The 23509-nt window shown below is 54.0% G+C and carries 24 protein-coding genes, 1 tRNA gene and 1 other RNA gene; 4 read left to right on the top strand and 22 right to left on the bottom strand.

The features are described 5' to 3' along the window. Nucleotides 1-31: 31 nt before the first annotated feature. The 8 genes from rsmI to ATW55_RS04935 form a co-directional block, all read right to left on the bottom strand. Nucleotides 32-898, bottom strand: coding sequence for a 16S rRNA (cytidine(1402)-2'-O)-methyltransferase (gene rsmI, locus ATW55_RS04970; RefSeq protein WP_082685557.1), 867 nt, complete (start codon nt 896-898; stop codon nt 32-34). A gap of 39 nt (nt 899-937) precedes the next feature. Continuing rightward, on the bottom strand, nt 938-1249 hold the full coding sequence (locus ATW55_RS04965; protein WP_067713348.1) for an initiation control protein YabA: 312 nt from the start codon (nt 1247-1249) through the stop codon (nt 938-940). Nucleotides 1250-1280: 31 nt separating this feature from the next. Beyond that, the gene (locus ATW55_RS04960) at nt 1281-2171 is read right to left on the bottom strand and encodes a hypothetical protein (RefSeq protein WP_067713346.1); all 891 of its coding nucleotides are present in this window, start codon (nt 2169-2171) and stop codon (nt 1281-1283) included. A 60-nt stretch (nt 2172-2231) separates the two neighbouring features. Beyond that, nucleotides 2232-2684, bottom strand: a complete 453-nt coding sequence (locus ATW55_RS04955; RefSeq protein ID WP_067713343.1) for a YaaR family protein — start codon at nt 2682-2684, stop codon at nt 2232-2234. Nucleotides 2685-2699: 15 nt separating this feature from the next. Continuing rightward, entirely contained in the window at nt 2700-3029 is a 330-nt protein-coding gene (locus ATW55_RS04950; protein ID WP_067563960.1) for a cyclic-di-AMP receptor, read from the bottom strand. A gap of 3 nt (nt 3030-3032) precedes the next feature. Then, complete coding sequence (tmk, locus tag ATW55_RS04945) at nt 3033-3674, bottom strand: dTMP kinase (protein WP_067713339.1); 642 nt, start codon at nt 3672-3674, stop codon at nt 3033-3035. Beyond that, the gene (locus tag ATW55_RS04940) at nt 3671-5041 is read right to left on the bottom strand and encodes an aminotransferase class I/II-fold pyridoxal phosphate-dependent enzyme (RefSeq protein WP_067713335.1); all 1371 of its coding nucleotides are present in this window, start codon (nt 5039-5041) and stop codon (nt 3671-3673) included. Before ATW55_RS04940 ends, tmk begins: the two co-directional genes overlap by 4 nt. Nucleotides 5042-5126: 85 nt before the next feature. After that, nucleotides 5127-5327, bottom strand: a complete 201-nt coding sequence (locus tag ATW55_RS04935) for a sigma factor G inhibitor Gin (protein WP_160327165.1) — start codon at nt 5325-5327, stop codon at nt 5127-5129. Nucleotides 5328-5505: 178 nt separating this feature from the next. Between ATW55_RS04935 and ATW55_RS04930 the strand changes: the two genes are divergently transcribed. Then, nucleotides 5506-7137, top strand: a complete 1632-nt coding sequence (locus ATW55_RS04930) for a putative polysaccharide biosynthesis protein (RefSeq protein ID WP_067713329.1) — start codon at nt 5506-5508, stop codon at nt 7135-7137. Between the two features lie 3 nt (nt 7138-7140). On the opposite strand, the gene ATW55_RS04925 is transcribed toward ATW55_RS04930, so the two are convergent. The 8 genes from ATW55_RS04925 to tadA form a co-directional block, all read right to left on the bottom strand. Further along, nucleotides 7141-7407 carry a pro-sigmaK processing inhibitor BofA family protein gene (locus ATW55_RS04925; protein ID WP_067713326.1) on the bottom strand — a complete coding sequence of 89 codons (267 nt, stop codon included), beginning with the start codon at nt 7405-7407 and terminating at the stop codon, nt 7141-7143. A gap of 23 nt (nt 7408-7430) precedes the next feature. Further along, nucleotides 7431-7772 carry a YaaL family protein gene (locus ATW55_RS04920; protein ID WP_067713323.1) on the bottom strand — a complete coding sequence of 114 codons (342 nt, stop codon included), beginning with the start codon at nt 7770-7772 and terminating at the stop codon, nt 7431-7433. 131 nt (nt 7773-7903) lie between these two features. Further along, on the bottom strand, nt 7904-8509 hold the full coding sequence (gene recR, locus ATW55_RS04915) for a recombination mediator RecR (protein WP_201024929.1): 606 nt from the start codon (nt 8507-8509) through the stop codon (nt 7904-7906). Between the two features lies 1 nt (nt 8510). Next, complete coding sequence (locus ATW55_RS04910; RefSeq protein ID WP_067713314.1) at nt 8511-8822, bottom strand: YbaB/EbfC family nucleoid-associated protein; 312 nt, start codon at nt 8820-8822, stop codon at nt 8511-8513. A 15-nt stretch (nt 8823-8837) separates the two neighbouring features. Further along, complete coding sequence (gene dnaX / locus ATW55_RS04905) at nt 8838-10673, bottom strand: DNA polymerase III subunit gamma/tau (RefSeq protein WP_067713309.1); 1836 nt, start codon at nt 10671-10673, stop codon at nt 8838-8840. A gap of 44 nt (nt 10674-10717) precedes the next feature. Continuing rightward, an RNA gene (gene ffs / locus ATW55_RS04900) (signal recognition particle sRNA small type) lies at nt 10718-10816 on the bottom strand. Between the two features lie 43 nt (nt 10817-10859). After that, a tRNA-Ser gene (locus ATW55_RS04895) sits at nt 10860-10949 on the bottom strand. Nucleotides 10950-10963: 14 nt separating this feature from the next. Next, nucleotides 10964-11440, bottom strand: coding sequence for a tRNA adenosine(34) deaminase TadA (gene tadA / locus ATW55_RS04890; protein WP_153005017.1), 477 nt, complete (start codon nt 11438-11440; stop codon nt 10964-10966). Nucleotides 11441-11669: 229 nt separating this feature from the next. Here tadA and asnB (ATW55_RS04885) point away from each other — a divergent pair, with 229 nt between their 5' ends. Then, on the top strand, nt 11670-13517 hold the full coding sequence (gene asnB / locus ATW55_RS04885; RefSeq protein ID WP_067713306.1) for an asparagine synthase (glutamine-hydrolyzing): 1848 nt from the start codon (nt 11670-11672) through the stop codon (nt 13515-13517). 36 nt (nt 13518-13553) lie between these two features. Here the strand turns inward: asnB (ATW55_RS04885) and gmk are convergent, their stop codons facing one another. Both gmk and ATW55_RS04875 read right to left on the bottom strand, forming a co-directional pair. Next, complete coding sequence (gene gmk, locus ATW55_RS04880) at nt 13554-14201, bottom strand: guanylate kinase (protein ID WP_067713302.1); 648 nt, start codon at nt 14199-14201, stop codon at nt 13554-13556. Nucleotides 14202-14326: 125 nt separating this feature from the next. Further along, nucleotides 14327-15706 carry a hypothetical protein gene (locus ATW55_RS04875; protein WP_067713299.1) on the bottom strand — a complete coding sequence of 460 codons (1380 nt, stop codon included), beginning with the start codon at nt 15704-15706 and terminating at the stop codon, nt 14327-14329. Between the two features lie 289 nt (nt 15707-15995). Between ATW55_RS04875 and ATW55_RS04870 the strand changes: the two genes are divergently transcribed. Then, nucleotides 15996-16310, top strand: a complete 315-nt coding sequence (locus ATW55_RS04870) for a hypothetical protein (RefSeq protein WP_067713294.1) — start codon at nt 15996-15998, stop codon at nt 16308-16310. A gap of 131 nt (nt 16311-16441) precedes the next feature. Here ATW55_RS04870 and deoD read toward each other — a convergent pair whose 3' ends face one another. Beyond that, a complete protein-coding gene (gene deoD, locus ATW55_RS04865) occupies nt 16442-17149 on the bottom strand; it encodes a purine-nucleoside phosphorylase (protein WP_067713292.1) in 708 nt (235 codons plus the stop codon). A 110-nt stretch (nt 17150-17259) separates the two neighbouring features. On the opposite strand from deoD, the gene ATW55_RS04860 reads away from it, so the two are divergent. Next, nucleotides 17260-19170, top strand: coding sequence for a WD40/YVTN/BNR-like repeat-containing protein (locus ATW55_RS04860; RefSeq protein WP_067713289.1), 1911 nt, complete (start codon nt 17260-17262; stop codon nt 19168-19170). On the opposite strand, the gene ATW55_RS04855 is transcribed toward ATW55_RS04860, so the two are convergent. The 3 genes from ATW55_RS04855 to ATW55_RS04845 all read right to left on the bottom strand — a co-directional run bounded on the left by ATW55_RS04855 (nt 19157) and on the right by ATW55_RS04845 (nt 23506). Beyond that, entirely contained in the window at nt 19157-20053 is an 897-nt protein-coding gene (locus ATW55_RS04855; protein ID WP_067713285.1) for a proline iminopeptidase-family hydrolase, read from the bottom strand. The two genes, ATW55_RS04860 and ATW55_RS04855, sit on opposite strands and share 14 nt — an antisense overlap. Next, entirely contained in the window at nt 19941-21956 is a 2016-nt protein-coding gene (gene asnB / locus ATW55_RS04850; RefSeq protein ID WP_067713282.1) for an asparagine synthase (glutamine-hydrolyzing), read from the bottom strand. Before asnB (ATW55_RS04850) ends, ATW55_RS04855 begins: the two co-directional genes overlap by 113 nt. Nucleotides 21957-22132: 176 nt before the next feature. Further along, nucleotides 22133-23506 (bottom strand): sensor histidine kinase, encoded by a 1374-nt coding sequence (locus ATW55_RS04845; RefSeq protein ID WP_067713279.1) that lies wholly within the window; start codon nt 23504-23506, stop codon nt 22133-22135. Nucleotides 23507-23509 lie beyond the last annotated feature (3 nt).

Genomic DNA, 23509 nt, shown 5'->3' with positions numbered 1-23509 from the left:
AACGCGAACACGTTAAAGAGAGATCAAGGATTCAGGGTTCATCGCCAGCATCGTTGAGAAGTGCCTGATACACCTCGCGCCGCGACAGTCCCGCCTCCTTTGCCACCATTCGCATCGCCTCTTTTGCGGGAATGCCTGCCGCCGCGAGTCGCCCTACGCGATACCTGATCTGGTCTTCTGTAAGGCGCTCTTCGTCAGTCCCATCCTTCTCTTGGCAGCCCTCAAGCAGCAATACAATCTCGCCGCGTTCATCGTCCTCAGACAAAAGTCTTTGCGCATCGCCAAGCAGTCCCCGCACATATCGCTCATGAAGCTTTGTCAGTTCGCGCGCAAGGACAAACCGGCGATTACCCACGCCTTCGTACAATACTTGAAGGGTCGCGCGAATGCGGTGCGGTGATTCATAAAAGATCGTCGTTGCGCCGTCGTTGCGCAAATGCTCGACAAGCAGTTCCTGTTCTTTTTTCTCGCGCGGAAAAAACCCGCCAAAGCGAAAGTTCCCTGTCTCCAGACCAGAACCCACAAGCGCCGTCAAACTCGCACTGGCGCCTGGCAAAACGATGAACGGAAGCGACTCGCGAAGCAACGCACGGATCATTTCTGCCCCAGGATCAGAGATTCCAGGCATACCTGCATCTGAGACGAGCGCCCCCGATTTTCCTTCCCGCAACCGCGCCACAATTTGCTCAGAGGAGCCTTTCACATTGTGTTGATGGTAGGAAAAGAGTTCGTCTGGCGCAATCTCAAAGTGCGAAAGCAACTTGCGGGTATGCCTTGTGTCTTCAGCCGCGATAAAATCGACCTCACGCAGTATACGCAGCCCGCGCAACGTCATATCTTCCAAATTGCCAATTGGCGTTGGAACCACATAGAGTACGCCCGGCATGCTATTCTCCATGACCCATCCTCACTGATCTTTATTCGTCGTCCAAAACGGTCACGCGCGTTCTAATCCTTGCAGACAGAATAGACAATCGCCCTTTCGCAGTGAACCGTAATTCACATTGCAGATGTGGAAACCCTCTTCATAGAGCTGGCGCAGATAGTGCATGGCCTCACCTTCGATCGCAGGCTGCTTATCAATGTATATTCTTGCGCGCTCGTGAAGATGGGCATTTTCTAGTGACAGTCGTTGATTCTCAGTAGCCAAATCATGTACGACAAGTAAAAGTTCCTGAAGCTCACTCTGCAATTGTTCGATGCGCTCTTGCAAGAGTTGAACCCTCACGGCGATGCGTTGTTGATCCACAGGAACCTCCTTTTGACATAGACCGCCGTCTTCACCTGCGAAGAACGTCAGCTACATCCATGAGCGTCACTTCCAAAAGTGAAATTCCATTGACATGGTGGGACAAACGCCTGCGCGCGTGAGAAAAAAGCAATGCACACTGCGCGTAGGAGCGTGCGCGGCGAAGGCCATCGGCGCCATGGGTCGCCCCTGTCGTAAGATCCCCCCCTGCCAATAACACTGGATGATTCTGCGTTTGCTCGCGAGACAACGCGCGAAATGAGGCAGTCACTCGATCAAAAAAAACGGGCATTTCCTCTGGTTTTATCCGGAGTTTTGCCACGCGGTCATTTGCAAAATGCCATGCGCGATGCGGTTTGGTTTTGCACAGTTCAACTAATTCTAGCACTGCCGCTTCAAGCTCCGCAAACCGCTCACTGGACGGCCCCTCTTGATTCTGCAGTGAATCGCTGAGGCGAATCAACACACAACGTGAACGAATGGTTGGCAGGAGTGCATAAGGCGATGTTGTAAGCAGAAAAAAAACACGCTGTGCGTGAGGCTCCTCGATCCACTTTAAAATTGAATTAGCCGCTTCAACGGTCATTCGCTGCGCCTGTTCAAAGAAGACAAGCGCCAGCGCACCGGCAGGCAGTTTAGTCTGATCCCTCTGCATGGCGTTTCTCATTTGGGCGATTTTAAGTGAACTGCCATCCGGCTCAAGCCACGTTACATAAGGGAGGTTTTCTGAAACACGCCTTATGCACTCAGCGCACTCTTCGCACCCCGCGATCACTCCGCGCTCACACGTGAGCGTTGCCATCGCCTTTTGCGCCGTTTCACGCAATGCCTGCTCTGAATTCTGCGTGAGAAGATAGGCGTGATGCAATTTGCCTTGCATTCGCGCAGCCTGCAGTGTCTGTAAAAAATCATCCTGGTCCATCTGAAGATTCCCTTCACAGCGCGATGCTCTCACAAGCGGTCGCTGAAAAAACGCCCCTTGCTAGAGTGCGAGACTGATCACCAATCCGCGCAACTCATCCACGCGCGTCAAAATCTCAATTCGCGTGAGGTTTTGCCCAAGCGCCTTTTCCATCAATTCTACAAGCGCTTGGTCAATTTGTTCAACCACCGCGTGCACCTGCTGGCGTCCGCGCGTGTCGTGAATGATTTGTGTGCGCAGGCGCAGGGCGTTTGAAACGCCGTGGCGCACAAGCGCTCTCATCGCGTCACGGTAGGCTGCACACGTCGCGACAGACGGGTGATCCACAAAGACGCGCCCACGGGATTCTACATCCGCCAATAGACGCTCCCACACTTCGCGCGCTTTGCGCTCCTCTTCTTGCGCGAGTTTCATCATGAAAGGATCCTCGCGCGCCGTCACCCGCTCCACTGCGTCGCCGGGGCGCGCTGACGGCATGCGCAGAGTGCGCCCCGATCGGGTTTCAATCTTCATGGATCCCCCACCCGCCTAAAACTGCTCGAACCGGTCAACAGGCACCACAAATACCGTCGCGCCACCCACCTGTACGGATACAGGGTAGGACACGTAAGATTCCACCTGATTGCCAAGAGGCGAAAGTGGCGTCACCAATTGCTCGCGTGCACGGCAACTCTGCCGAATCAGTTCCAGCACGCGGTCAACCTGATCGTTTTCCACTCCGATGAGAAATGTGGTGTTTCCCGCGCGTAAAAATCCACCTGTCGACGCCAACTTCGTCGCTCGAACACCCGCTTTTACGAGTTGGTCGTTCAGTCGCTGCACATCTTTATCTTGAACAATGGCGTAGATCAGTTGCATCTTTCATCGCTCCTCCCGGATGATTTCGACGCGTGCTTTCACTTGTTGCCAGATCGCTTCATGAAGTTCAGCAGGGTCCATCTCGCCGTCAAAAACCATAACGCGATCTGGGTGATCTGCAGCAATCTGCAACAGTCTGCTACGAACTCGTTCAAAGTAAAGATCATCACGCCGCTCAAGTCGGTCTGCGGCATTTCCTGTCCGCGTCAGCCGCTCGCGGGCACGCGCAACCGGCAGATCAATCAGAACCGTCAAGTCTGGTTCCAGACCATCCAGCGCGATCTCATTAAGCCTCGCAATATGATCAACCGTCAATTCCCCTTCTGCCTGGTACGCCATGCTCGCCTCAACGAAGCGATCGCTAATCACCAGTTCCCCATCCGTCAATCTTGGTCGAATCACAGACCGCACGTGTTCCGCGCGCGATGCTGCATACAGGTACGCTTCTGTAACAAGCTGCATAGAACTCGACGGATCAAGCAAGAGCCCGCGAATGCGGTCACCAATCGGCGTCCCACCCGGTTCACGCGTGCAGGTCACACGCACATCCCATGCGCGCAGTCTGTTACACAATCGATCAACCTGCGTCGATTTCCCCGCGCCGTCAATGCCTTCAAACGTGATAAACCACCCTCGCCCGCTCACGCGCGCACCTCCTGAATTGAAAAGACCCGGCCGTCCGCTGCGTGGATGCCGTCGATCACGACCCCAGCCCGCCACAACCGTTCGACCGCACGCGCCACATCCTCTGTCAGACAATCCCCCGCAAAAAGAAGAGGAATCCCCGGCGGATATGGCACGATGGCCTCATGAAGAACCGCACCGACCGCTTCGTAGATGCGACACACCGCAGACGATGGGGGGACATCTGTGCGCGCACGTTTTCGCAGCGTAAGCAGCGCCTTTACCACGCGCTCCACATCGCGCTGCGCACTGGCGGGTGACCATGCCAACAAGACATGCGACGCGTCGTGTTTCTCAGGGTAAATTCCAAATTCCCGCTCCAATGCTTGTCGCAATTCAAGACTTGTGCAGTGAAACGAATCTGCAATCACCTGCCACTTAAAGGGATCGCGCGTTCCCCCCCCTTCCCCCTGAACGATCGTAGCAAACTCTTTGTTCAACAGGGACATAGCATCTTGAAGCTCGCCTGCCATGTGCCCGATCTGCGCGCTTCCCTCTTCCATCACCCATTTGCGCGCCGCATCAAGCGACGCCAGCAACAGATAGGATGGAGACGAGGACTGAACGACGCGCAACATCGCCTGCACGCGATGCCTTGAGACGCGCGTTCCTTTCAGGTGCAACATTCCCGTTTGTGTAAGGGATGTCAACATCTTATGCGTGCTTTGAACGACAAGATCCGCGCCCATCTGGAGCGCAGAACGCGGCACGGCGGGCGAAAACCCAAAATGTGCGCCGTGCGCCTCATCCACCATCAAAAGACACCCGCGCCCGTGCGCGGTGTGCGCGATCGCCTCCACAGCAGATGTCACGCCGTCATAGTTCGGACTCGTGAGCACAATCAGCCGGGCGTTCGGATATTGCGCAAGCGCCCTCTTTACATCGCAAAGCGTCGTCACGTCGTCTTGTTCCTGTTCAATGATTACACCCTGCGCGCGGGCGAGGGCGAGACCGTTCCACACGGATTGATGGGCGTGCCGCGCGACGAGCGCAACATCCCCCACCTCTAAGACGGATAAGAGCGACGCCAGGTTCCCGGCTGTACTGCCGCCGACTAAAAAATAGGTGTCATCCGCGCCAAACGCAAGCGCCGCCAGGCGCTGCGCCTCAGCAATCGCTCCAGCGGGGCGATGCAAATCATCCAAACCAGGAAGTTCCGTAAAATCAAGTAAATAGGCTTGGCCTGCCAGCGCATCCATCAGCGGATCAAGCCTTTTGCCCGATTTGTGGCCTGGCACGTGCGCACTCATGCGCTCCGCTCCCATGTGCTGAAGCAGTGCCTCTACAATCGGCATGCGCAATTGACTCTTGTCTCCGTACGTGTTCATACCCCTATCATTCGCCCTGAACAAGAAAAAATCCTGCCACAGTGTGCAGGATCACTTCGTTTCAGCGTAGAGTCAGACAGGCGCATCATGGCGTCCCTGTCTCCGTGCGCAGCGTCAATTCAAACCACAAGGTACGCAGCCTCTCGACAAAATAAGCGTACAACTCATCGTCTACTTCCGTGTGAATCATCTCCTGCTCACAATCTGCGCAGATCGTGTGTCCAAGCAGAACGATCCCTTCACGGACGCGCGCTTCGCAAATCAAACAGCGTTGTTCTTCTTCCATCATGCGCCGACTCCTCGTCTGAGGTCTATCAACCAGTATACCTCTCTAGCGACCCATTTATACGAGGGTACGGGTGGCTATCGCCTATACCCTATGAAGCAAAGAGGAGGAGTGCCACAAAGGTTGAAGTACAAGCTGTGGTATACTGAGGTGATCATGCGTTTTAGGAGGAACATGGATGAGGCCCGATTCGGATGAAACGAAATTTCGCCGCGGAGCGTCATCCATGGTAAGCGCCGTCTTCATTTCCCGAATGCTTGGAATCGCGCTGATCGTCCCGATGCAAAACCTGATCGGCAATTACGCGCTCGGATTATATCAACTTGTCTATCCTCTCTATACGGTCATGATCACCCTATCGACAGCCGGTTTCCCGCTCGCTTTGTCAAAATCGATCAGCGACTTTGTCGCACAAGGAAAGCTTCGTGAAGCCAGCCACATGTTCAGCATTGTGGGCCGCTTTCTGATGCTCCTTGGCATCCCCGCATTTCTCATCATGTGGTTTGCCGGTCCCTACCTCGTCGGGCTCTCGGTTCCGGGAGACGCCATGCGCATCGCCGCCATTCCTGCGATTCGCGCACTCGCGCCAGCGCTCCTGTTACTGCCTCTGATGAGCGCGCAACGCGGCTACCTCCAAGGAAATTTTCGACTGAAGCCATCCGGCGCATCGCAAGTCGTCGAGCAGATCACGCGCGTCATTGTCGTTCTTGTGGCGCTTATCATCGCCGTAAAGATGGGGGCAGGTCCTTCCGCGACCGCCGCGATCGCCACGTTTGGCGCGACAGCCGGCGCAATTGCAGGATTTATGTTGCTTTTGCAATCCGTAAAAAAAATGCGCAGGGAAACCCTCCGCCGCCTACCCCACCTCAAAAAATCGACACTGCGCGCGCGCTCCGTCTTGCGCGATCTCTTTGCGATGTCCCTGCCGATCACACTGGGAACACTTGTCTTGCCGATCTCACAATCGATCGACGGATGGACCGTTCCTCGCGTACTCGTCGCAAGCGGCGCCACGCTTGTAAACGCGTTTTCACAATACGGTGTTTACTCAGGCGAGGCGCTCCGTTTAATCCAGCTACCCCTCTCGTTCGCAACGGCGATCGGCACATCCGCGCTGCCCGCCATCTCAGAGAGCGTCACACTGCGCAACCCCGCACTGACGCGTACGCGTCTGCACCAGGCACTCCACATGACAACACTCATCGCATTGCCCGCGTGCGCCGTACTCTTTATGATGGCGCGCCCAATTGACATTGCGCTGTTTCGCGGGACGGACGGTGTCACACTGATAAAAGCCACCTCCATCATCGTCGTTCTCTCAGGACTGGAATTGGTTACAACCTATATCCTGCAGGGATACAATGCATTCTATCGTCCTGTCGTTCACATGGCGGCTGGCGCAATCCTAAAACTCGGTTTAAACCTCACGCTCATCCCGCTGTATGGAATTGTAGGCGCCGCCTATGCGAGCATCGCCGAGTACGCTCTGTCCTCATGGCTTAATATGGCGCTGATTCGCCGCATCTCTTTGCAGCGTATCTCCTACGTGAAACTGAGCGTCAGGCCCTTTCTCGCAACGCTTGTCTTTGGCGTGTGGTTGTACGGCGTGGAGCGTGTAGGCTATATGGTTGCCCACGCGCTGACACTCGATCACTCACGTTTGCTGGCACTCACGATCCTGCTCGTCGGGCTCGCGCTCGGGGCGCCAATTTATCTCCTGGCGACGATTTTTCTCAAGGCGTCGACACTGGATGAACTCGTCCACCTACCGCTTATCGGTAGGCTGATGAACCGTTTTCTGCGCGTCTAGAGACTATAGCATCCAGTGATCGATCACCGCGAGCGCCGCGATCCCAGGAACGCCGAGAACGCTTGTGACGGCAATCGTCCCCCAATTCAGCGGTATGTGAAATCCATGCGTGCGCAATGTGTTGTTGACAAGGACGTATACCGCGCCGCCGAGGATGATGTTTTTCAGCAGTCCCACCACATAACGCGCCGGATCATGATACACACTGCGCAAAAGCAGAATGAGTACCACCCCTCCCGCGAGAAGCAACCAGATTTGATACGCTGGCATAAAGGCCCTCCATTACACCTTTTTTAAAGTCCCGATTCTCTGTATCCCGCCTCATCCATGTTCACAAAACTCGCTCCGCCAGGATTCGCAGATTCCACGAAACGCTCCCGCCCAAACGGACGCTGCAACGTCACCAAGGCGCGCCCTTTTTCGTCAACCATCAATCCGCGATGCTTGGCAATGCGCAAAAGTCCCTCATACCTCATTTCTGCCGCAGACAAGAGGTAGATTGCATCGTCCACCGCATCCTGTCCGTCCGCATAGTCAAAGTGTTCACGCGCAATGTGCAGTTGTTCCTTCGCAACTGCGATCTCCTCCAAAAGATCCTGGTGAGGATCAATCATTTTTTTCGACTCGTTTGCCATACCCACAGCCCCTCTCGATTTGCTTTTCCGTGAAGTCCCCTAGCAATCGGGTTAGTAGAGTATAGTCAGACAAAAAAAAAGTATGACGCAAACTTGCGCCATACTTTCAAAAAGAAGATCGATTCCGTTCATCAGGCCATTTCGTGGCGATACTCTAGCGCGCGCGCAAGCGTCAGATCATCCGCGTATTCAAGATCACCGCCGATCGGTATGCCGTGCGCAATTCGCGTCACTCGCAACTCCTCGACGCCGCGCAGAAGTTTTGCCAGATAGTGAGCTGTCGCCTCGCCCTCCATTGTGGTGCTCGTCGCAAGGATCACCTCACGAATCGTCGCGCGCTTCAATCGCTCAAGCAGCGGGCGAAGATGAAGTTGATCGGGACCAACCCCGTCAAGCGGCGAAATCACTCCGCCCAAGACATGATAGAGTCCGCGATACGCATTCATGCGCTCAAGCGCAAACACATCGCGCGTATCCTGAACAACGCACAAGGTTTCCTGATCGCGCTCTCCATCCGCACAAACTTCGCAACGCTCTCCGTCACAGAGCGCAAAACACTCGCAACACGTCTGCAGCTTTTCTTTCGCCTGGACTAACGCTTCCACAAATTGTTCAATGCGCTCCTGCGACTCTGCGACAAGATGAAAAGCAAGACGCTGTGCAGATTTTGGGCCAATGCCCGGGAGAGAGCCCAACTGCTCAATCAAGTTGGCAAGCGGTGTCGGGAAGCTGTACACCTTAGAATAACCCGGGAAGATTCAAACCTTTGGTATATTTGCCGACATGCGCTTCCGCCAGCGCATCCGCTTTCCGCTCCGCGTCCTGAAGCGCCGTCAGCAGGAGATCCTCCAGCAGTTCCACATCTTCAGGATTGACGACTTCCGGCTTGATGCGTACCGCGCTCACTTTTTTGTGACCATTCATATCCACCTGCACCGCGTCGCCGCTGGCTGAACCCGTCACAATCTGCGTTCCCAGTTCTTCTTGCGCGCGCGCCATATCTTCCTGCAATTTTTTCGCTTGCTTCATCAATTGGTTCATATTTTTCATCGTGCGCACTCCTTTTTATTCATCAACAATCTTCACGGCGTCTTCTCCGAACCATTCTACCACTTTTTCAACCCACGTTTCCCGACTGGACGGCGGAGGTGCGTCATTCGCCTCCTCTGCTTTTGGCAAACGCTTCCGCCACTCATCCTCGCTGATCGCCACATAGCGAAGTTTGCGTTGATAGCGTTTGGCAAGCACATCCTCTATCAAATCGAGATTGACCTGCTTCATTACGTGACTCGCGTGAAGCGCATGTGCATAGCGCCCGTAGATCGTGTTTCCGACCAGTTCTTCTGGGCGGCCATCCGCTAACCACGCGCGCGTCTGCACACGAATCTCGCGCACTGCGTCAAGAATCTGATTCCAATCCGCCTGAATCCGCTTCAAAAGCGCCAGATCACCCTCACCGCCTGCGTCACTCACCGCGCTCTCCGGAGGTGTAGCATACACCGTGTAGGACGCCTCTACTGCATTATCACGCAACTCTGCAGAGAAGCGATCGCCTCCATTCGACTGCGACTCCCCACGCGCACGCATCTCAGGGCTTGAAGAAGACACAGGGGGTGCCGCGCGCATCTTTGGCGAGGCGCCCGCAGGAGATGAGATACCACGGTCGCTCACCCCAGTGCGACGCAAAGAAGCTTGTTCAAGTGCAGCGACGCGCGCGTGGAGCGCGCGAATCTCCTCTTTAAGGCGCACCACTTCACCCTCTTCCACAGACGGTGCGCCGCGAACCTCGCTTCCTTGAACCGTCGCCGTCGACTCGACGGTCGCTTCTGGCAGCAACGAGAGCAGAACCACTTCGAAATAAACGCGCGCCTGCGCCTGATGGCGAATCTCCGACTGCGCAAGCGCAAGCGCTTCGAGCATCCGCAACAGAGTACCGCCATCCGTTTGCTGCACCACCACCGGGAACGTCGGATCGTAGTGAACACGCGTGCTGGCATCGGCCCCTTCTACGCCAAGCGCCAAGTGAATGGCATCCCGAACATAAGAAACCAGCTCACCCAAGAGCTGTGACGCGTCGACGCCAAGCTCCCAGAGTTCCGAGAGCTCCGCCAAAAAAAGGGAAGGTTCGCCTCGCAAAAGCGCCCCAATCAGCCGCCCCACGCGCTCGCTGTGAATGCCGCCGATGATCTCTGCAACCGACTCGACATTCACGCGCCCGTCTTCATAGGACAGCAATTGATCAAGCAAACTCAAGGCGTCACGCATTCCACCATCTGTCACGCGCGCGATCATCCAGAGCGCCGCGTCCTCAACGTCCTTGTTGAGACTTTTTACAACCTCGCGCAGGCGGGCAACCACCAAGTCACTTGCAACGCGAGAGAGATCAAAGCGCTGACACCGCGACGCAATGGTCGCTGGCACCTTGATCACATCCGTCGTCGCCAACAGAAAGAGACACTCGGCCGGCGGCTCTTCGAGTGTCTTTAAAAGTGCGTTGAACGCTTCCGTTGTGAGCATGTGCACTTCGTCAATGATGTAGACTTTATAGCGAACAGCCGTCGGCGCATAGCGCACCTGCTCGAGTACGGAGCGAACCTCATCGACACCGCGATTGGACGCCGCATCCATCTCCACAACATCGACAATCGACCCTTGTGTAATGCCGATGCATGCAGCGCACGAGTTACACGGCTCTCCGTCCACGGAATGTTCACAGTTGACCGCTTTTGCGAGAATTTTGGCAAGGCTCGTCTTTCCCGTTCCGCGCGGTCCCGCAAACAGGTAGGCATGCGCCAAACGATTTGCGCGCAATGCGTTTTTAAGCGTACGAACGACAGCCTGCTGGCCGACTACTTCATCAAAGCGCTGAGGTCGCCATGTCCGGTATAGCGCGAGATACATTAAACACCCCGTCCTCATCCCAAAATGGCGCGACTCTCAGCGCCACCTCCCAGGCAAACTGCGGCACCCGAACGGCACTCCTTAGTGCTGCTTCCGTCAGGACCTGACACCTTTCGGAGGCGTTCGCTGCGCAGGGCCCGAGGAGATGGGCGCTGAGACTCACGCCATACCCCGCCCACATAAAAATGGCGGAGAGAGTGGGATTCGAACCCACGAGCCCCGTAAAGGACTACTCGCTTTCGAGGCGAGCTCCTTCGACCACTCGGACATCTCTCCGCAAGGGTTCTATATCACGCCTCAGCATTTCGGCGACGCGAAAAGAACTGCTCTACGATTGTACCACACTCCTCTGCCAAAATGCCAGCGGTAACGTGTGGATAATGATTCATGCCCTGGATCGCATAGACATTTGACAGGCTCCCAAGCACGCCGCTTTTGGGACTGTCCGCGCCAAACACCACACGCTCAATGCGGCTTTGAACAATAGCTCCCGCGCACATCAAACACGGCTCGACGGTGACATAGAGTGTACAGCCGTAAAGTCGCCAGTCACCGCTTCGATGTGTCGCCGCGCGCAGCGCAATCAACTCCGCGTGAGCTGTCGGATCACTCAAGTGCTCACGAAGATTGAAACCTTCTCCAACAATCTCCCCGCGCGCATTGACGACGACCGCCCCGATCGGCACTTCCCCCCACGCCGCCGCCCTCTTTGCACACCGTATGGACGCACGCATAAAGGTTTCGTGTCGCGCCTTCTCTTCATTCATCTGTGAAATTTCGTCATCTCTCACGAAAAAATCCTCATCTCTCGATCCACTTATCCCGAAATGACGGCGCAGGCGATATTTTTCCGCAGACCGTCGCGCGTGAGCGCCGTGTTACCGACTATCACCAAGTGAGGCTCCATCGCATAGCCTAGAGTCTATCTCGAAATAACGGCGCAGCGCGTGAGCGCCATATCACCGTCTATCTTGATCTACGGAGGGGTCAACACGTATGTGCGGAATCGCTGGGTATATCGATTTTTCGGGTCATCGCGAACAGCAGCAAGCAATCGTCGAAGCGATGGGTGCAACCCTCGTCTGCCGCGGGCCTGACGCAAGTGGCATCTATCTCTCCGAACACGCCGCATTTGCTCATCGCCGTCTGATCGTCATTGATCCAGAAGGCGGCATTCAGCCCATGGTACGTTCCCTTTTTCACTCTGATTATTGTATCACGTACAATGGCGAACTCTATAACATGGATGAGTTGCGCAGCGAACTGCTTTTGCGCGGACACACCTTGCAGACGCGTTCTGATACAGAACTTGTCTTGCTCGCGTACATGGAGTGGGGGCCTGCATGCGTCGAGAAGTTAAACGGCATCTTCGCCATAGGCATTTGGAACGAGGCTGAGCAAACCCTGTTTCTTGCCCGCGATCGCCTCGGAGTCAAGCCGCTCTATTTCGCAAAGCGCGATGGCATCTTCGCGTTTGGTTCCGAGATCAAGGCAATCCTTGCGCATCCCGCCATCCCGCCAGAAGTGGATGCGACAGGATTGGCGGAACTCTGCTTTATCGGTCCCGCGCGCACGCCGGGACTCGCCGTCTTCAAACACATCAACGAAGTGCGGCCAGGAACCTTTGTGCTGCATACCCGTGAACACACATCAGAGCATACGTATTGGCGTCTTGAAAGCAAACCGCATGAGCACGATTTTAAGACCACCGCACAACACGTTCGCGATCTGCTCGAAGATGCCGTCTCGCGCCAGTTGGTGTCAGACGTACCACTCGCCACTCTGCTTTCGGGCGGCCTTGATTCAAGCATCGTCAGCGCGTTTGCCGCACGAGCACTCAAACAAAACGGTAAAGAAACACTGCACACGTACTCTGTCGACTTTATCGGCATGGATGAACATTTTGAAGCAAATGCGTTTCAAACAGGGCGCGATGCACCTTGGGTTGCGCGCGTCGCAGAATTCTTGCAGACGGTACACCACGATATCGTGTTAGATACAGACGATTTGCTTAAACACCTTTTACAACCGCTCGCCGCGCGCGATCTTCCGGGAATGGCCGACATCGATATCTCGCTGCTTCTCTTTTGCCAGGAAATCAAGAAAAATGCGACCGTGGCACTCTCTGGCGAAGCGGCTGACGAAGTGTTTGGAGGCTATCCTTGGTTTCATCGCCCTGAGGTGCTGAGTGACAATACCTTTCCGTGGTCGCGCCGCCTTGCCGATCGCATCCGCTATTTTCATCCAGCGCTTGCAGGCAAACTTGATCCAACTGCATACGTCGCAGAGCGTTACTCGGACGCCATCAAAGAGGTGCCCCGCCTCTATGGCGAAGACAAACAAGAAGCGCGCATTCGCGAGATTAGCTATTTGAACTTGACTCGTTTTTTACCCACGCTGCTCGAACGCAAGGATCGCATGAGCATGGCTGCCGGGCTCGAGGTGCGCGTCCCGTTTTGTGATCACCGCCTGATCGAGTATGTCTGGAATATCCCGTGGTTTCTAAAAAGTCTCAACGGCACGCCCAAAGCAATTCTTCGCAAGGCGGCAGAAGACATTCTCCCGTACGACGTCGTCTACCGAAAAAAAAGTCCCTATCCATCCACCGCTCATCCGGCGTATCTGGAAGGGACTCGGGCACGCGTCGAAGCAATTCTCGCCGACGCCTCATCGCCTGTGCTTGATTTAATCGACGTATCCGCATTGAGACAGACTTTGGAAAAAAGTCGGGGCCGCCTTGAGCATGAACCCTGGTTTGGGCAAATCATGGCAACCCCGCAATTATTTGATTATATTATTCAAATCAACGCGTGGATGAAAACCCACCGCGTAACGCTCGTCTGATCATCTTGAGACTCGTCTTTCTTTTAAACCGTCTAGTCAAGGCATGGTTTTTACGACCGATCCTTTTCGTTTGATCGAAACGAGGCTTTCGCGCAACAATTCCTTGAGTTGTTGCGCACTGACCTCAAGGTCGTCATTGACGAGAACGTAGTCGTACTTGTTCATATGGCCCATCTCAAGTTCCACACGTTTTAACCGTTGAGAAACAGCCGCCTCATCCGCATCCCGCGACAACAGTCGATCGGATAAAACATTCAGATTGGGCGGCGTGATAAAAATCGTATACGTATCTTCTGGAAAGGCAGCCACTGCATCAGCGCATCCCAGCACATCCATATCTGTGATCAAATCATATCCCTGCTCAATGGCATGTTCAATCGTCGGGCGATGTGTCCCGTAATAACTCGCATTGTGGATTCTCTTCCACTCAAGAAACTGCCCTTTTGCAATCAAATCCTCGAACTCTTCTGTGTTTAAAAACACATAAGGGTGAAATTGATACTCTCCAGGCCGCATTGCACGCGTTGTCGCAGAAGGCACGTAATACATCCACGGCAGTTCGGTCAGCACCTTTGCCAGCAATGTATTCTTGCCGACACCAGAAGGGCCAGACAAAATAAAGAAGCGCCCTCGGCGATCCTGCCGGTGAACAGGGTCGAACTCGATAAAGTGTTCGGGTACCACGCTCACACCCCCTGAAACTTGCCCGTCTCAACCAGTGATTTCTCACATTATGATGGGTGAGAAACAGCCTGTCAACGACTACGCGCGATCTTCCTCAAACTCCCACAAAATTTTCGCTTTTACACTCAACTTCCCACCGCATAATTGGTGTAGTTTGGCGCAAACCACACAATGCCGATCGAGTTCGCCGAGCGTTTGATCCAGTTTTCTGGCACTGGCTTTCCATGAACACACAAAATCACTTGGTTAGGGTCGCGCACGTCAAACGTTATTCCGTGCAATTGAACAAGCGTCGGAATAAACGCTCCATCCACAGGATCGTTTACGCGCGTGATATCGACCGTCGTGACACCTCTTGCGTACATCGTATGAAATTGCAGGTACTGTGATACGAGATTGTACATAAGCAGTCGGCTGGTGCGCGCCACCAAAATTTTGCCGCGATCTTGCTCATGTGCAAGTCGCGTAAGCGCCTCAATAGCACTGGTTGGCAGGACAAACGCATCCGCATTGCCCTCCAAATGCTGTGCGACGATCGCATACCCGTGCGAGCGAACCAGCTCTTGCAAATGACGCTTCGACAACTGCTTGTACAGATCGCGTGGATTCCACTCATTTTCCCACCGTAGATTGTAGAGTTTGCCGTGGATCACGCCTTGCACGAGCCGTCCTGTATACCGCCAAAACCCCCACATGGTGTGACCGTCTTGTAGATGCACCGGAAACAGCATGCTTTTCATACTGAAATTTCCGTTATAGATATCAGGCCACACAAAACGCACGCCGATCTCTCGCATCAAATCTGCCACATAATAGGGTGAATACGGATTCGCCCCTTGTTGGTAGTCAAAAAAAGGATTTTCTTTGTATCCGTACGCCCCAAAATTGTCTACATTGCTCTGATTGCCGTGATCAATCGTGACCGTGAGATGAATCCCCTGCTTCAAGAGATAGGCAATCGCATATTCTGCCTGACTCCGTTTGAACAGTGTTTTTGTCGAATCGACGCGCGAATAATCACCCATGGAGTGAAACGAGTCAATCCACCCCGCCCGCATGTAGTGAAGAAGAATCTTGCCCATATACATCTGACGCGAGACGCCACGAAAAAAGGTCATCTCATCGCGCAGGGGCGTGCGGTTGATATCGATGATGTCGGGACTGTTCGAGCCGTTATACGCAAAAAAACTGTCGCTCACATCAAGTCCTAACCCCTGTCCAAGCATGGTGTCTTCCTTTGTATTCAAAAACTCGTGAACAACATTAAACTTGCGCAGTGTCACGTGATCCGCGTCAGATGCAATCGCGAGCATCGCCTGATACGGGTAAGGGAAATCGCGCAGTGTCACATGTTGCGCCGGAACATGTGGATTGACCAAAACGTGATTGATCATGACGACAGGCGCACCCATCGCGTGTGTTCGAGTAAAATAAAGTATCCCCGCTAACACTGATAAACTGCCCAGTGCGCCAAAAACGCTTCGAACTGCCACTTTTTTTCGCATAACGTCCCCTTTACCCAGCCGTACGCGATTTATGTCATCCGCATTGTAGCAAACGGCTTTGGGATAAACGACGCCTTTTTTGGATAGGAAATGTACACTCCGTGATGAATCGTGAATCAATTTTAATTGCGCGGAATCCCCTGTGTCCGTTTTAGACACTGCGACTCTAACGATAAGGTCTGCAAAAAGTGGGGAATCGATTCTCCTGATCAGGGCATCCGCACAGGAACAAACGCCCCTCTCACCATATCGTAACAGGGTAATATGACACGGGATGGGGGAGTTGTTCATGGTCTATACAGCAGAAATGGTCCGCACGCATCACCACAAATGGATTCAGTGCCATTCTGTATATGGCATTCACCACGGACTTGTCACTCATGTCCTTGAGCGAGGCATGATCATTTCTCACGCGACGCGCGTGGACGTAGCGCACAGTTCCGGGACAGAAGAGGATCATCAGCCAGCCCTGCTCTCTGATGCGCACCGTGATCCCTCTGAAATTTCACTCGCTTTCTTTCCGGCGCCCGTTCCCGGCGGCATCTTCATGCCCTACGGAGCGATTACCGGAATCTATCCAGCCATCGCTCCGTTTGGCTGGTAACTCACGTAAACAGATCAACAAAGCTTCTCCTTGCGGCATGCGAAATAGGTTTAATCATTGCCTCGTATGCCGCGAGCAGTCTTTCCCCCTTTCCGACAAATTCCACAGGTTCACACCTAAAAGCAAGCGACCTACTCGCGGATCGCCGCATCAAGCGCGATCTGCATCATGTCGCGAAATGTCATCTGGCGCTCTTGCGCCGTCGTCGCCTCTCCTGTGACCAAGTGATCGCTCACCGTCAGAACAGAGAGTGCACGCGCGCCAAACTTGCCAGCAAGTGTGTAGAGCGCCGATGTCTCCATCTCAACTGCAAGCGCGCCGTAGCTTGCCACATGATCAACGACACGCTGTGCCTCACTATAAAATGTGTCCGTCGTAAAAATGGGGCCGACGCGGACGTCAATATCCCGCTCCTTTGCCGCGAGATACGCATTCATGAGAAGTGAAAAATCAGCGGTCGGAGCGAACTGCACCTCTGGAAAGCGGATGCGATTGGTCGCCGAGTCACTCGATGCGGACATGGCAAGAATGACGTCCCGAAGCGCCACATCCTTGCGAAGCGCACCGCACGTTCCAACGCGAATCAGCGTTTTTACGTCATACGATTCAAGCAATTCGTGAACATAGATAGAGATCGATGGGACACCCATCCCCGTCCCCTGCACAGACACGCGCTTTCCTTGATACACCCCTGTAAATCCGTACATTCCGCGCACTTCGTTGTAACACACCGCATTTTCAAGGAAGTTTTCTGCGATAAACTTGGCGCGCAGTGGATCCCCAGGTAGCAAAACGACGTCTGCGATATCCTCTTTGGCTGCCGCAAGATGAATACTCACGCGAATTCCCCCATCCTTTTTCTATGGAATAGTTTACCGCAAAGAAGTTTGAAACCCCAACCCGTCTTTGTTCGTCTGTCTTGTAACGAACTGTGAAGGAGAACCTTGCTATGAAAACTTTCTCCCCCAAATGGATCGCTCCAGCGGGAATCGCAGCGGTTTTTCTCGCAGGGGGCTCGCTCACGGTACCGACATTCGCTGCGATGCGCCCGATCCTGCAAGTGATTCCTGTATCCATCCACCAACCCGCGCAAAATCCACTGCAAGACCTCGCGTTTGCAACACCGTCGACAGGCTGGCTCGCCGCGCAGGGTGAACTGTACGCCACGACGGACGGCGGCAACCATTTCCGCGCAATCCGCCTGCGTGGACTCAACTTGACGGATCTCACGCCGCTTACTTCGCATACACTCATCGCTGTGTCGCAGTCTCCATCTGGCGCCAAGCTCGCCATCTCAACGAACGGCGGCAACTCTTTTACGACACGTCCACTTGCTCTTAATCTCGCAAACAACGTAACCTTTGACACGCTCTCACTCGGATACGCGATCTCCCCCTCGCGTCAACAGCCAGACCAAGGCGGCACACTCTTTCGCACGAACAATGGCGGAAAAACGTGGATCCCTCTCAAGACGCCGGAACCTGCGCTCGCGGTCTCGATTGATGCGAATGGTTTTGGATACATCTTCACACAGCCCAAGATCACATCATCCAACCAGGCAGGGTACGGCGAAGGCGCATTCTACGTCACACACAACGGCGGTCGCTCGTTTCAACTCGTCAACCGCATCTCCGGCCCCGGAATGATCCAAGGTGCACAGATAAAAATGGTTAAAAACGGCGCGTGGGTCATGGTAGACGGCGGGGCCGGCATGTCACAATCCTCTTATACTGTGTTTCGACTCATCGGCCAGCAATTCAAGCCTGTCCTCGCTTTATCGACGGCCGGAGCCGGGCCGGCGCCAGGCATTCCGGCGACACATCACACCACGCCTATCCCGCAAGGTCCCGGGAGCTACGGAGGTGAGATTTTTCCGATCAGCGCCACACGCGCGTATTTCGTGGGAGGTTGTGCGGCGTGCGGCTATGGGACAACCTCTGTCACCGAGACGATGAATGGCGGGAAAACGTGGTCCAAAGGAACAGCGATCCCAGCAGTAAACGGCATGAGTTATACCCACGTCACCGCATTCCCGAGCGCGCAAACCGGGTATCTTCTCATTCAGGGAGGACAAAATGGCACCGTGCTGCGTACGCGCGACGGCGGATTGCATTGGCAAGCCATCTATCCCTCGCCAAAACCATCTCCCGTGTTGGGGGCACAGATGATCACTCCAAAGCTCGGTTACGGTGTGGGCATCCCTGGTGCTGCAAACGATGTCCTGATGACACGCGATAGCGGCGCAACGTGGACCATCGTCGGGCAACTTCCCGTGCACAATCCACTCTACAACGGCCCGCAAAGCGCACAGATTGTCGCCTTTTCATCGCCAAACGTCGGTTACATCATCGGCTCCGACCAGCACCTCTACAAGACGCAAGACGGCGGAAAGGTATTCGCCCCCTTTGCATTAAAAGGAGGATCAGGTCGCGCATCGAGCATCGATATGCAGGGAAGATTCGGGTACATTCTAGGGGCGCTTGGCCATCACGCGTGGTTGACGCGAAATGGCGGCCTGACATGGCTCCCGGCAGCATCTACTGACCCGGTTTCGCTCATGGCAGACGCCGCAGGGCTCGCAAAAACGGCGATCCCCACCGCCGCGCGCGCGCAACAAGCGAACTTTCTCGCGCTCGGACCGACACCTGACAGCGGATCGTTTATGTTGAGTTCGCAAACAGGATACCAATCGACAAGGAATGGAGGAAAGACGTGGAAGAGGTACATGTTCCCGCACGATCAGTGGATCACGTGGAGCGCGATGCAATTTCTCACACCGCGCTTTGGTTACGCGTTCAGCACCTACGACGGGCTTTTTGTTACGACAAACGGCGGCCAAGCGTGGGTCAATCGCGGTTGAATCGATTCGCCTCAACGTCGCGGATGAACTGGAGCAAATGCGCAAAGTACGACTCCTGATCATCCCACATCGAGAGGTGACTCCCCGCTTCGCAAATGGCGACGCGCGAGGCGGGGATGCGTCGGCCCATCTCTTCAATGTCAGACGGGGCCATCGTATCATGACGACCAGAGAGCAGAAGCGTCGGTGTATGGATGTCCTTTAGGTCTGCAAAACGGTCCCAATCCTTGAAGTTTCCCGTCACGAGAAACTCATTTGGCCCCTGCATCGTGTTGTAGACCTGCATATTCGCGTGGGCAAACCCGCGCTGCACCGCTTCCGGCCACGGATCAAGACGACAGATGTGCTTCTTGTAGAGATGCTCCATGACCAGTGCCTGATACGCTTCTGCCTCAAAATCGCCGCGCTCTTCAAATTCAAGCATGCGTGAAACGATAGATTCCGGCAATTGATTGCGCAGCGCTTGAATCGACGCGACATAGGAGGGAATGCTCGCCGTCATGTTCGAGATGACAAGACCTTTGAGATGCGATGGGTATTTAAGCGCATACTCAATCGCGAGGTAACCACCCCACGATTGTCCGCAGAGATAAAAGGAATCCAACCCCAGAAACGTGCGAACCTGTTCGACCTCTTCTCGAAATCGCGTATCCACCCAAAGCGCTTTGTCCTCAGGTTGATCTGAAAAATAGGAACCCAGTTGATCATAAAAATACAATTCGACACCAGCTGGCGGTAAATAGTCCTCAAAACACTCCAGGTACTCGTGATTAAACCCAGGCCCGCCGTGAAGCAGCAACAGCTTGATCGGACTTTCCCCCACTTGCCGCGTCCACACGTGGAATCCTTCTTTCAGCGGGATAATGCGCGACTTCCCGTTCATGAAACAACCTCCCTTTATCAGCCCGCGTAGGCAAGCGTCTAAGCCAAAGCTCCAAGGTCAGCATAGCAAACAACAGCCTCCCCGCGCGCTCTTGCTGGCTGGATTTTGCATCAAACAAGTGTGTCGCGCGGTGCTCGTAAAGCATTCGAGTCACAGCGTCATCCGAAAGGAGCATCGCTTTTGCATAAGAATTCCACTCTCCGAAGATCCACGCCGAAACAGGTACGTTAAATCCAACCTTTTTGCGCCTTAGCACCTCTTCTGGGATCACGCCTGTGAGCGCCCTGCGCACAATCTCTTTCCCTTCCCGCTTCCACTTCAAGTGATCCGGGCACGCGAGGGCGTAGTCCACCACATTTTGATTCAAAAAAGGCACACGCATCTCCACGGAGTGCGCCATGGTGATCTTATCCGATTTGGCAAGCGTATTGTCAGGCAACCACGTCACAAGGTCGAGAAGCATCATGCGCTGCAGGTCGCTACCTGCGCTATGTTTCGCTTCATCAAGCGATTCGCCGTAAAATGCAGAAGGATACCTAGCGCATCGACTCTCATCTCCGCCCAAAAGTTCGTTGCGCTCTGCACGCGTAAACACACCACCAACGCCTTGATACCACGTCTCCACATCACTTAGTGATCGTTCCAGAACACCTGTACCCGGCAAGTCTGCCCGCAAAAGTGTGTTTCGCAGCGCCCGCCGCAAGGGCGACGGTACCATCCGCATGCGGCGCAATACCTTTTCATGGCCATAGATGGAGTATCCCGCAAACAGCTCATCCATGCCTTCGCCACTGTATAAAACCTTCACATCGTGACGATTCGCAAGCCTTGCCGCAAACCAGAGTGGGATGGCCGTCGGATCAGCGATGGGTTCATCAAGATCTTGGATGATGCGAGGAAACGCATCCAACGCTTCTTCCGCGCTGATGGTCTGTGCGAGATGATGCGCACCGAAACGGAGCGCGACACGCTCTGCCTCCTCCATCTCCGTGTACTCTTCACGATCCGCATATCGTTTCGGCCGTTCAAATGCAACCGTAATGGCACAATCTTCGCGATCCCCCAAAAATTCGCGTCGCATTGCGAGAATTGCCGTCGAATCGAGCCCCCCGCTTAAAAGCACGGCAGAATTGACTTCCTCCGCATGTTGGCTCTTTACAGCGTCAAAAAGCAGCGAGCGCAGGTGTTCTGCCTGATTCACAGTGCTGCCTTTCACGCGGGACGATGCAAACACAGGAATCCAATACGGTTGACACGCCATCACCGTGTTCGAGATGACTGCATAGTGACCCGGAAGAAGTCGATAAATCCCTTTGACCATCGTTTTTTCACGCGGTGTAAAACGGTAGGTGTGGTACGCGGTCAAGGCGTCGCCATCAAGGTGAACCTCCTCATCGACGAAGGGAAGAAGCGCCCGCATCTCAGACGCGATCGCCCAATATGTACCTTGATCCATATAGTAAAGTGGTTTGACGCCCAGTCTGTCTCGAGCAATAAAAAGCGTCTGTTCCTTTTCACTCCAAAGCGCAAACGCAAAAATGCCCTCAAGTTCGGCGAGGCATTCTTTCCCTTTTTCTTCATATAAATGTAAGATCACTTCACTGTCCGATTTTGTTTGGAACACGTGACCCGCTTCGATCAAGGATGCCCGCAAGTTATCCGCATTGTAGATTTCACCGTTACAAACCAAAGCAAGTGTTTCATCTTCATTAAAGAGTGGTTGCATGCCGTGTTCTAGATCAACAATCGCAAGCCGAACCATTCCAAGTGCGAGACATCCCCTTTGCATGACGCCGTGCCCATCCGGCCCGCGATGAGCCATGCTTTCAAGCATTCCCACAAGCAACTCTTTCTCCCGCGAGAATGAGTGTATCTTTGGAACAATCGCTGCAATTCCACACATTAAACATAGCCCCTTGCGTTAAGCGCATTTGCCTACCACGTCATCAAGCACACGGTATACCCTGTGCAGCATCAGTGTACTGGCCCATGATTAAAACGGCGGGACGATAATATTAGGATATCGATAGAATTCTATTAGAATTTGATGAGAAAATCATTCGCCGCTCTCAATCTCATTTATCGATCAGGAATTGTCACGGAAAAAGCTGTCCCCACCCCTTTTTCACTCACAACGCGAATTTCTCCTTGATAGAGTCCAACGATCTCCTTGGCAATCGCAAGCCCCAGCCCAAAACCCTCCGTCGATCGGCTACGCGCACGATCTGAGCGATAAAATCGATCGAATAAGTGCGGGAGATGTTCCTGGTCGATCCCCTCTCCCTTATCTTCAACAATCATGAGAAGACCACCCTTGCGCCGCGAAATCCGCACGGCAATCTCCTGCCCTTCCAACGTATGCTTAACCGCATTCTGTAAAAAAATTGCGGTCACCTGGTGGAGATGTTCCGATTGCATTTCAGTCATCACGGCTTCGTCAGGATGCTCAAAAGCGATGTTTCGCTGGAAAACCTCACTAAATTGCAGCACCACCTCTTCAATGACCCGTTTGGCGTCACAAGGCATACTCTCAAGTTGCACATTGGCAAGCGATGCCAGTTGCAAAAGGCCGTTTGTCAATCTCCGCAAGCGCGCAGCTTCTTTTTTAATCGCGCCGATGGAACGTTCCGTCACGGCGGGGTCGTCTTTTCCCCAGCGGTCAAGCAGGTTGATATAGCCTTCGATGACCGTGAGCGGCGAACGAAATTCATGGGAGGCATCTGCGATAAACTCATTCTGTTTTTCAATCGTCTTGCGAATGCGGTCGAGCATTTCATTAAACGTCTTCGACAACTCTGCAATCTCATCGCGACCAGAGTCGTGCGGCAGTCGGCCTTTAATTGAAAACGCATCCATATGGCGCATCCGCCTAATGATGTCAGTGATCGGGCGCAGCGCGACAAAGCTCATCACATATCCGCTCAGTCCAGCCAAAACAAGGGCAAGCAAAGAGCCAAAGATCAACACACGCACAAGCGCCGCAATGTATGCTTGAACCACATCGGTCGACGCATACGAAATCACCCACGCGACCGTCTTGCCCGATTCAGCGTGACTTGGCAAGATAATTCGCACAAACGCATGGCCCCGAACATTGACATGCGCGAGGGCCCCTTTTTGTGTACGTGTCAATGCGAGCGAGTGAGGGAGCACGCCAAATGTATTTCCGAGCGATGCGACTGTCTTTCCGTCTAAACCGATGATATAAAAGGTCTGGTTTTTGGTGTCAAACTGCGAGAGCCAAGACTGCGATTTCTCATTGGAGTTATGGCTCCCCTGCTCAATGTTTCCGGGATAGGCAAGCGCAATATGCAGAGCGCTTGTCAAAGCTGAGTGATCCTGCTGCTCCATCATCCATTTAGAGAGTGAAAAATAGATAAACATTGTGAAAAGAAGGGTGATACCCGCAATCGTACCAATCGAGATGAGGGATACGCGCCATTTAATCGACAAGCG

Source organism: Ferroacidibacillus organovorans (assembly GCF_001516615.1).
Taxonomy (GTDB): domain Bacteria; phylum Bacillota; class Bacilli; order Alicyclobacillales; family SLC66; genus Ferroacidibacillus; species Ferroacidibacillus ferrooxidans_B.
This window is presented reverse-complemented; position numbering and strand designations above follow the sequence as displayed.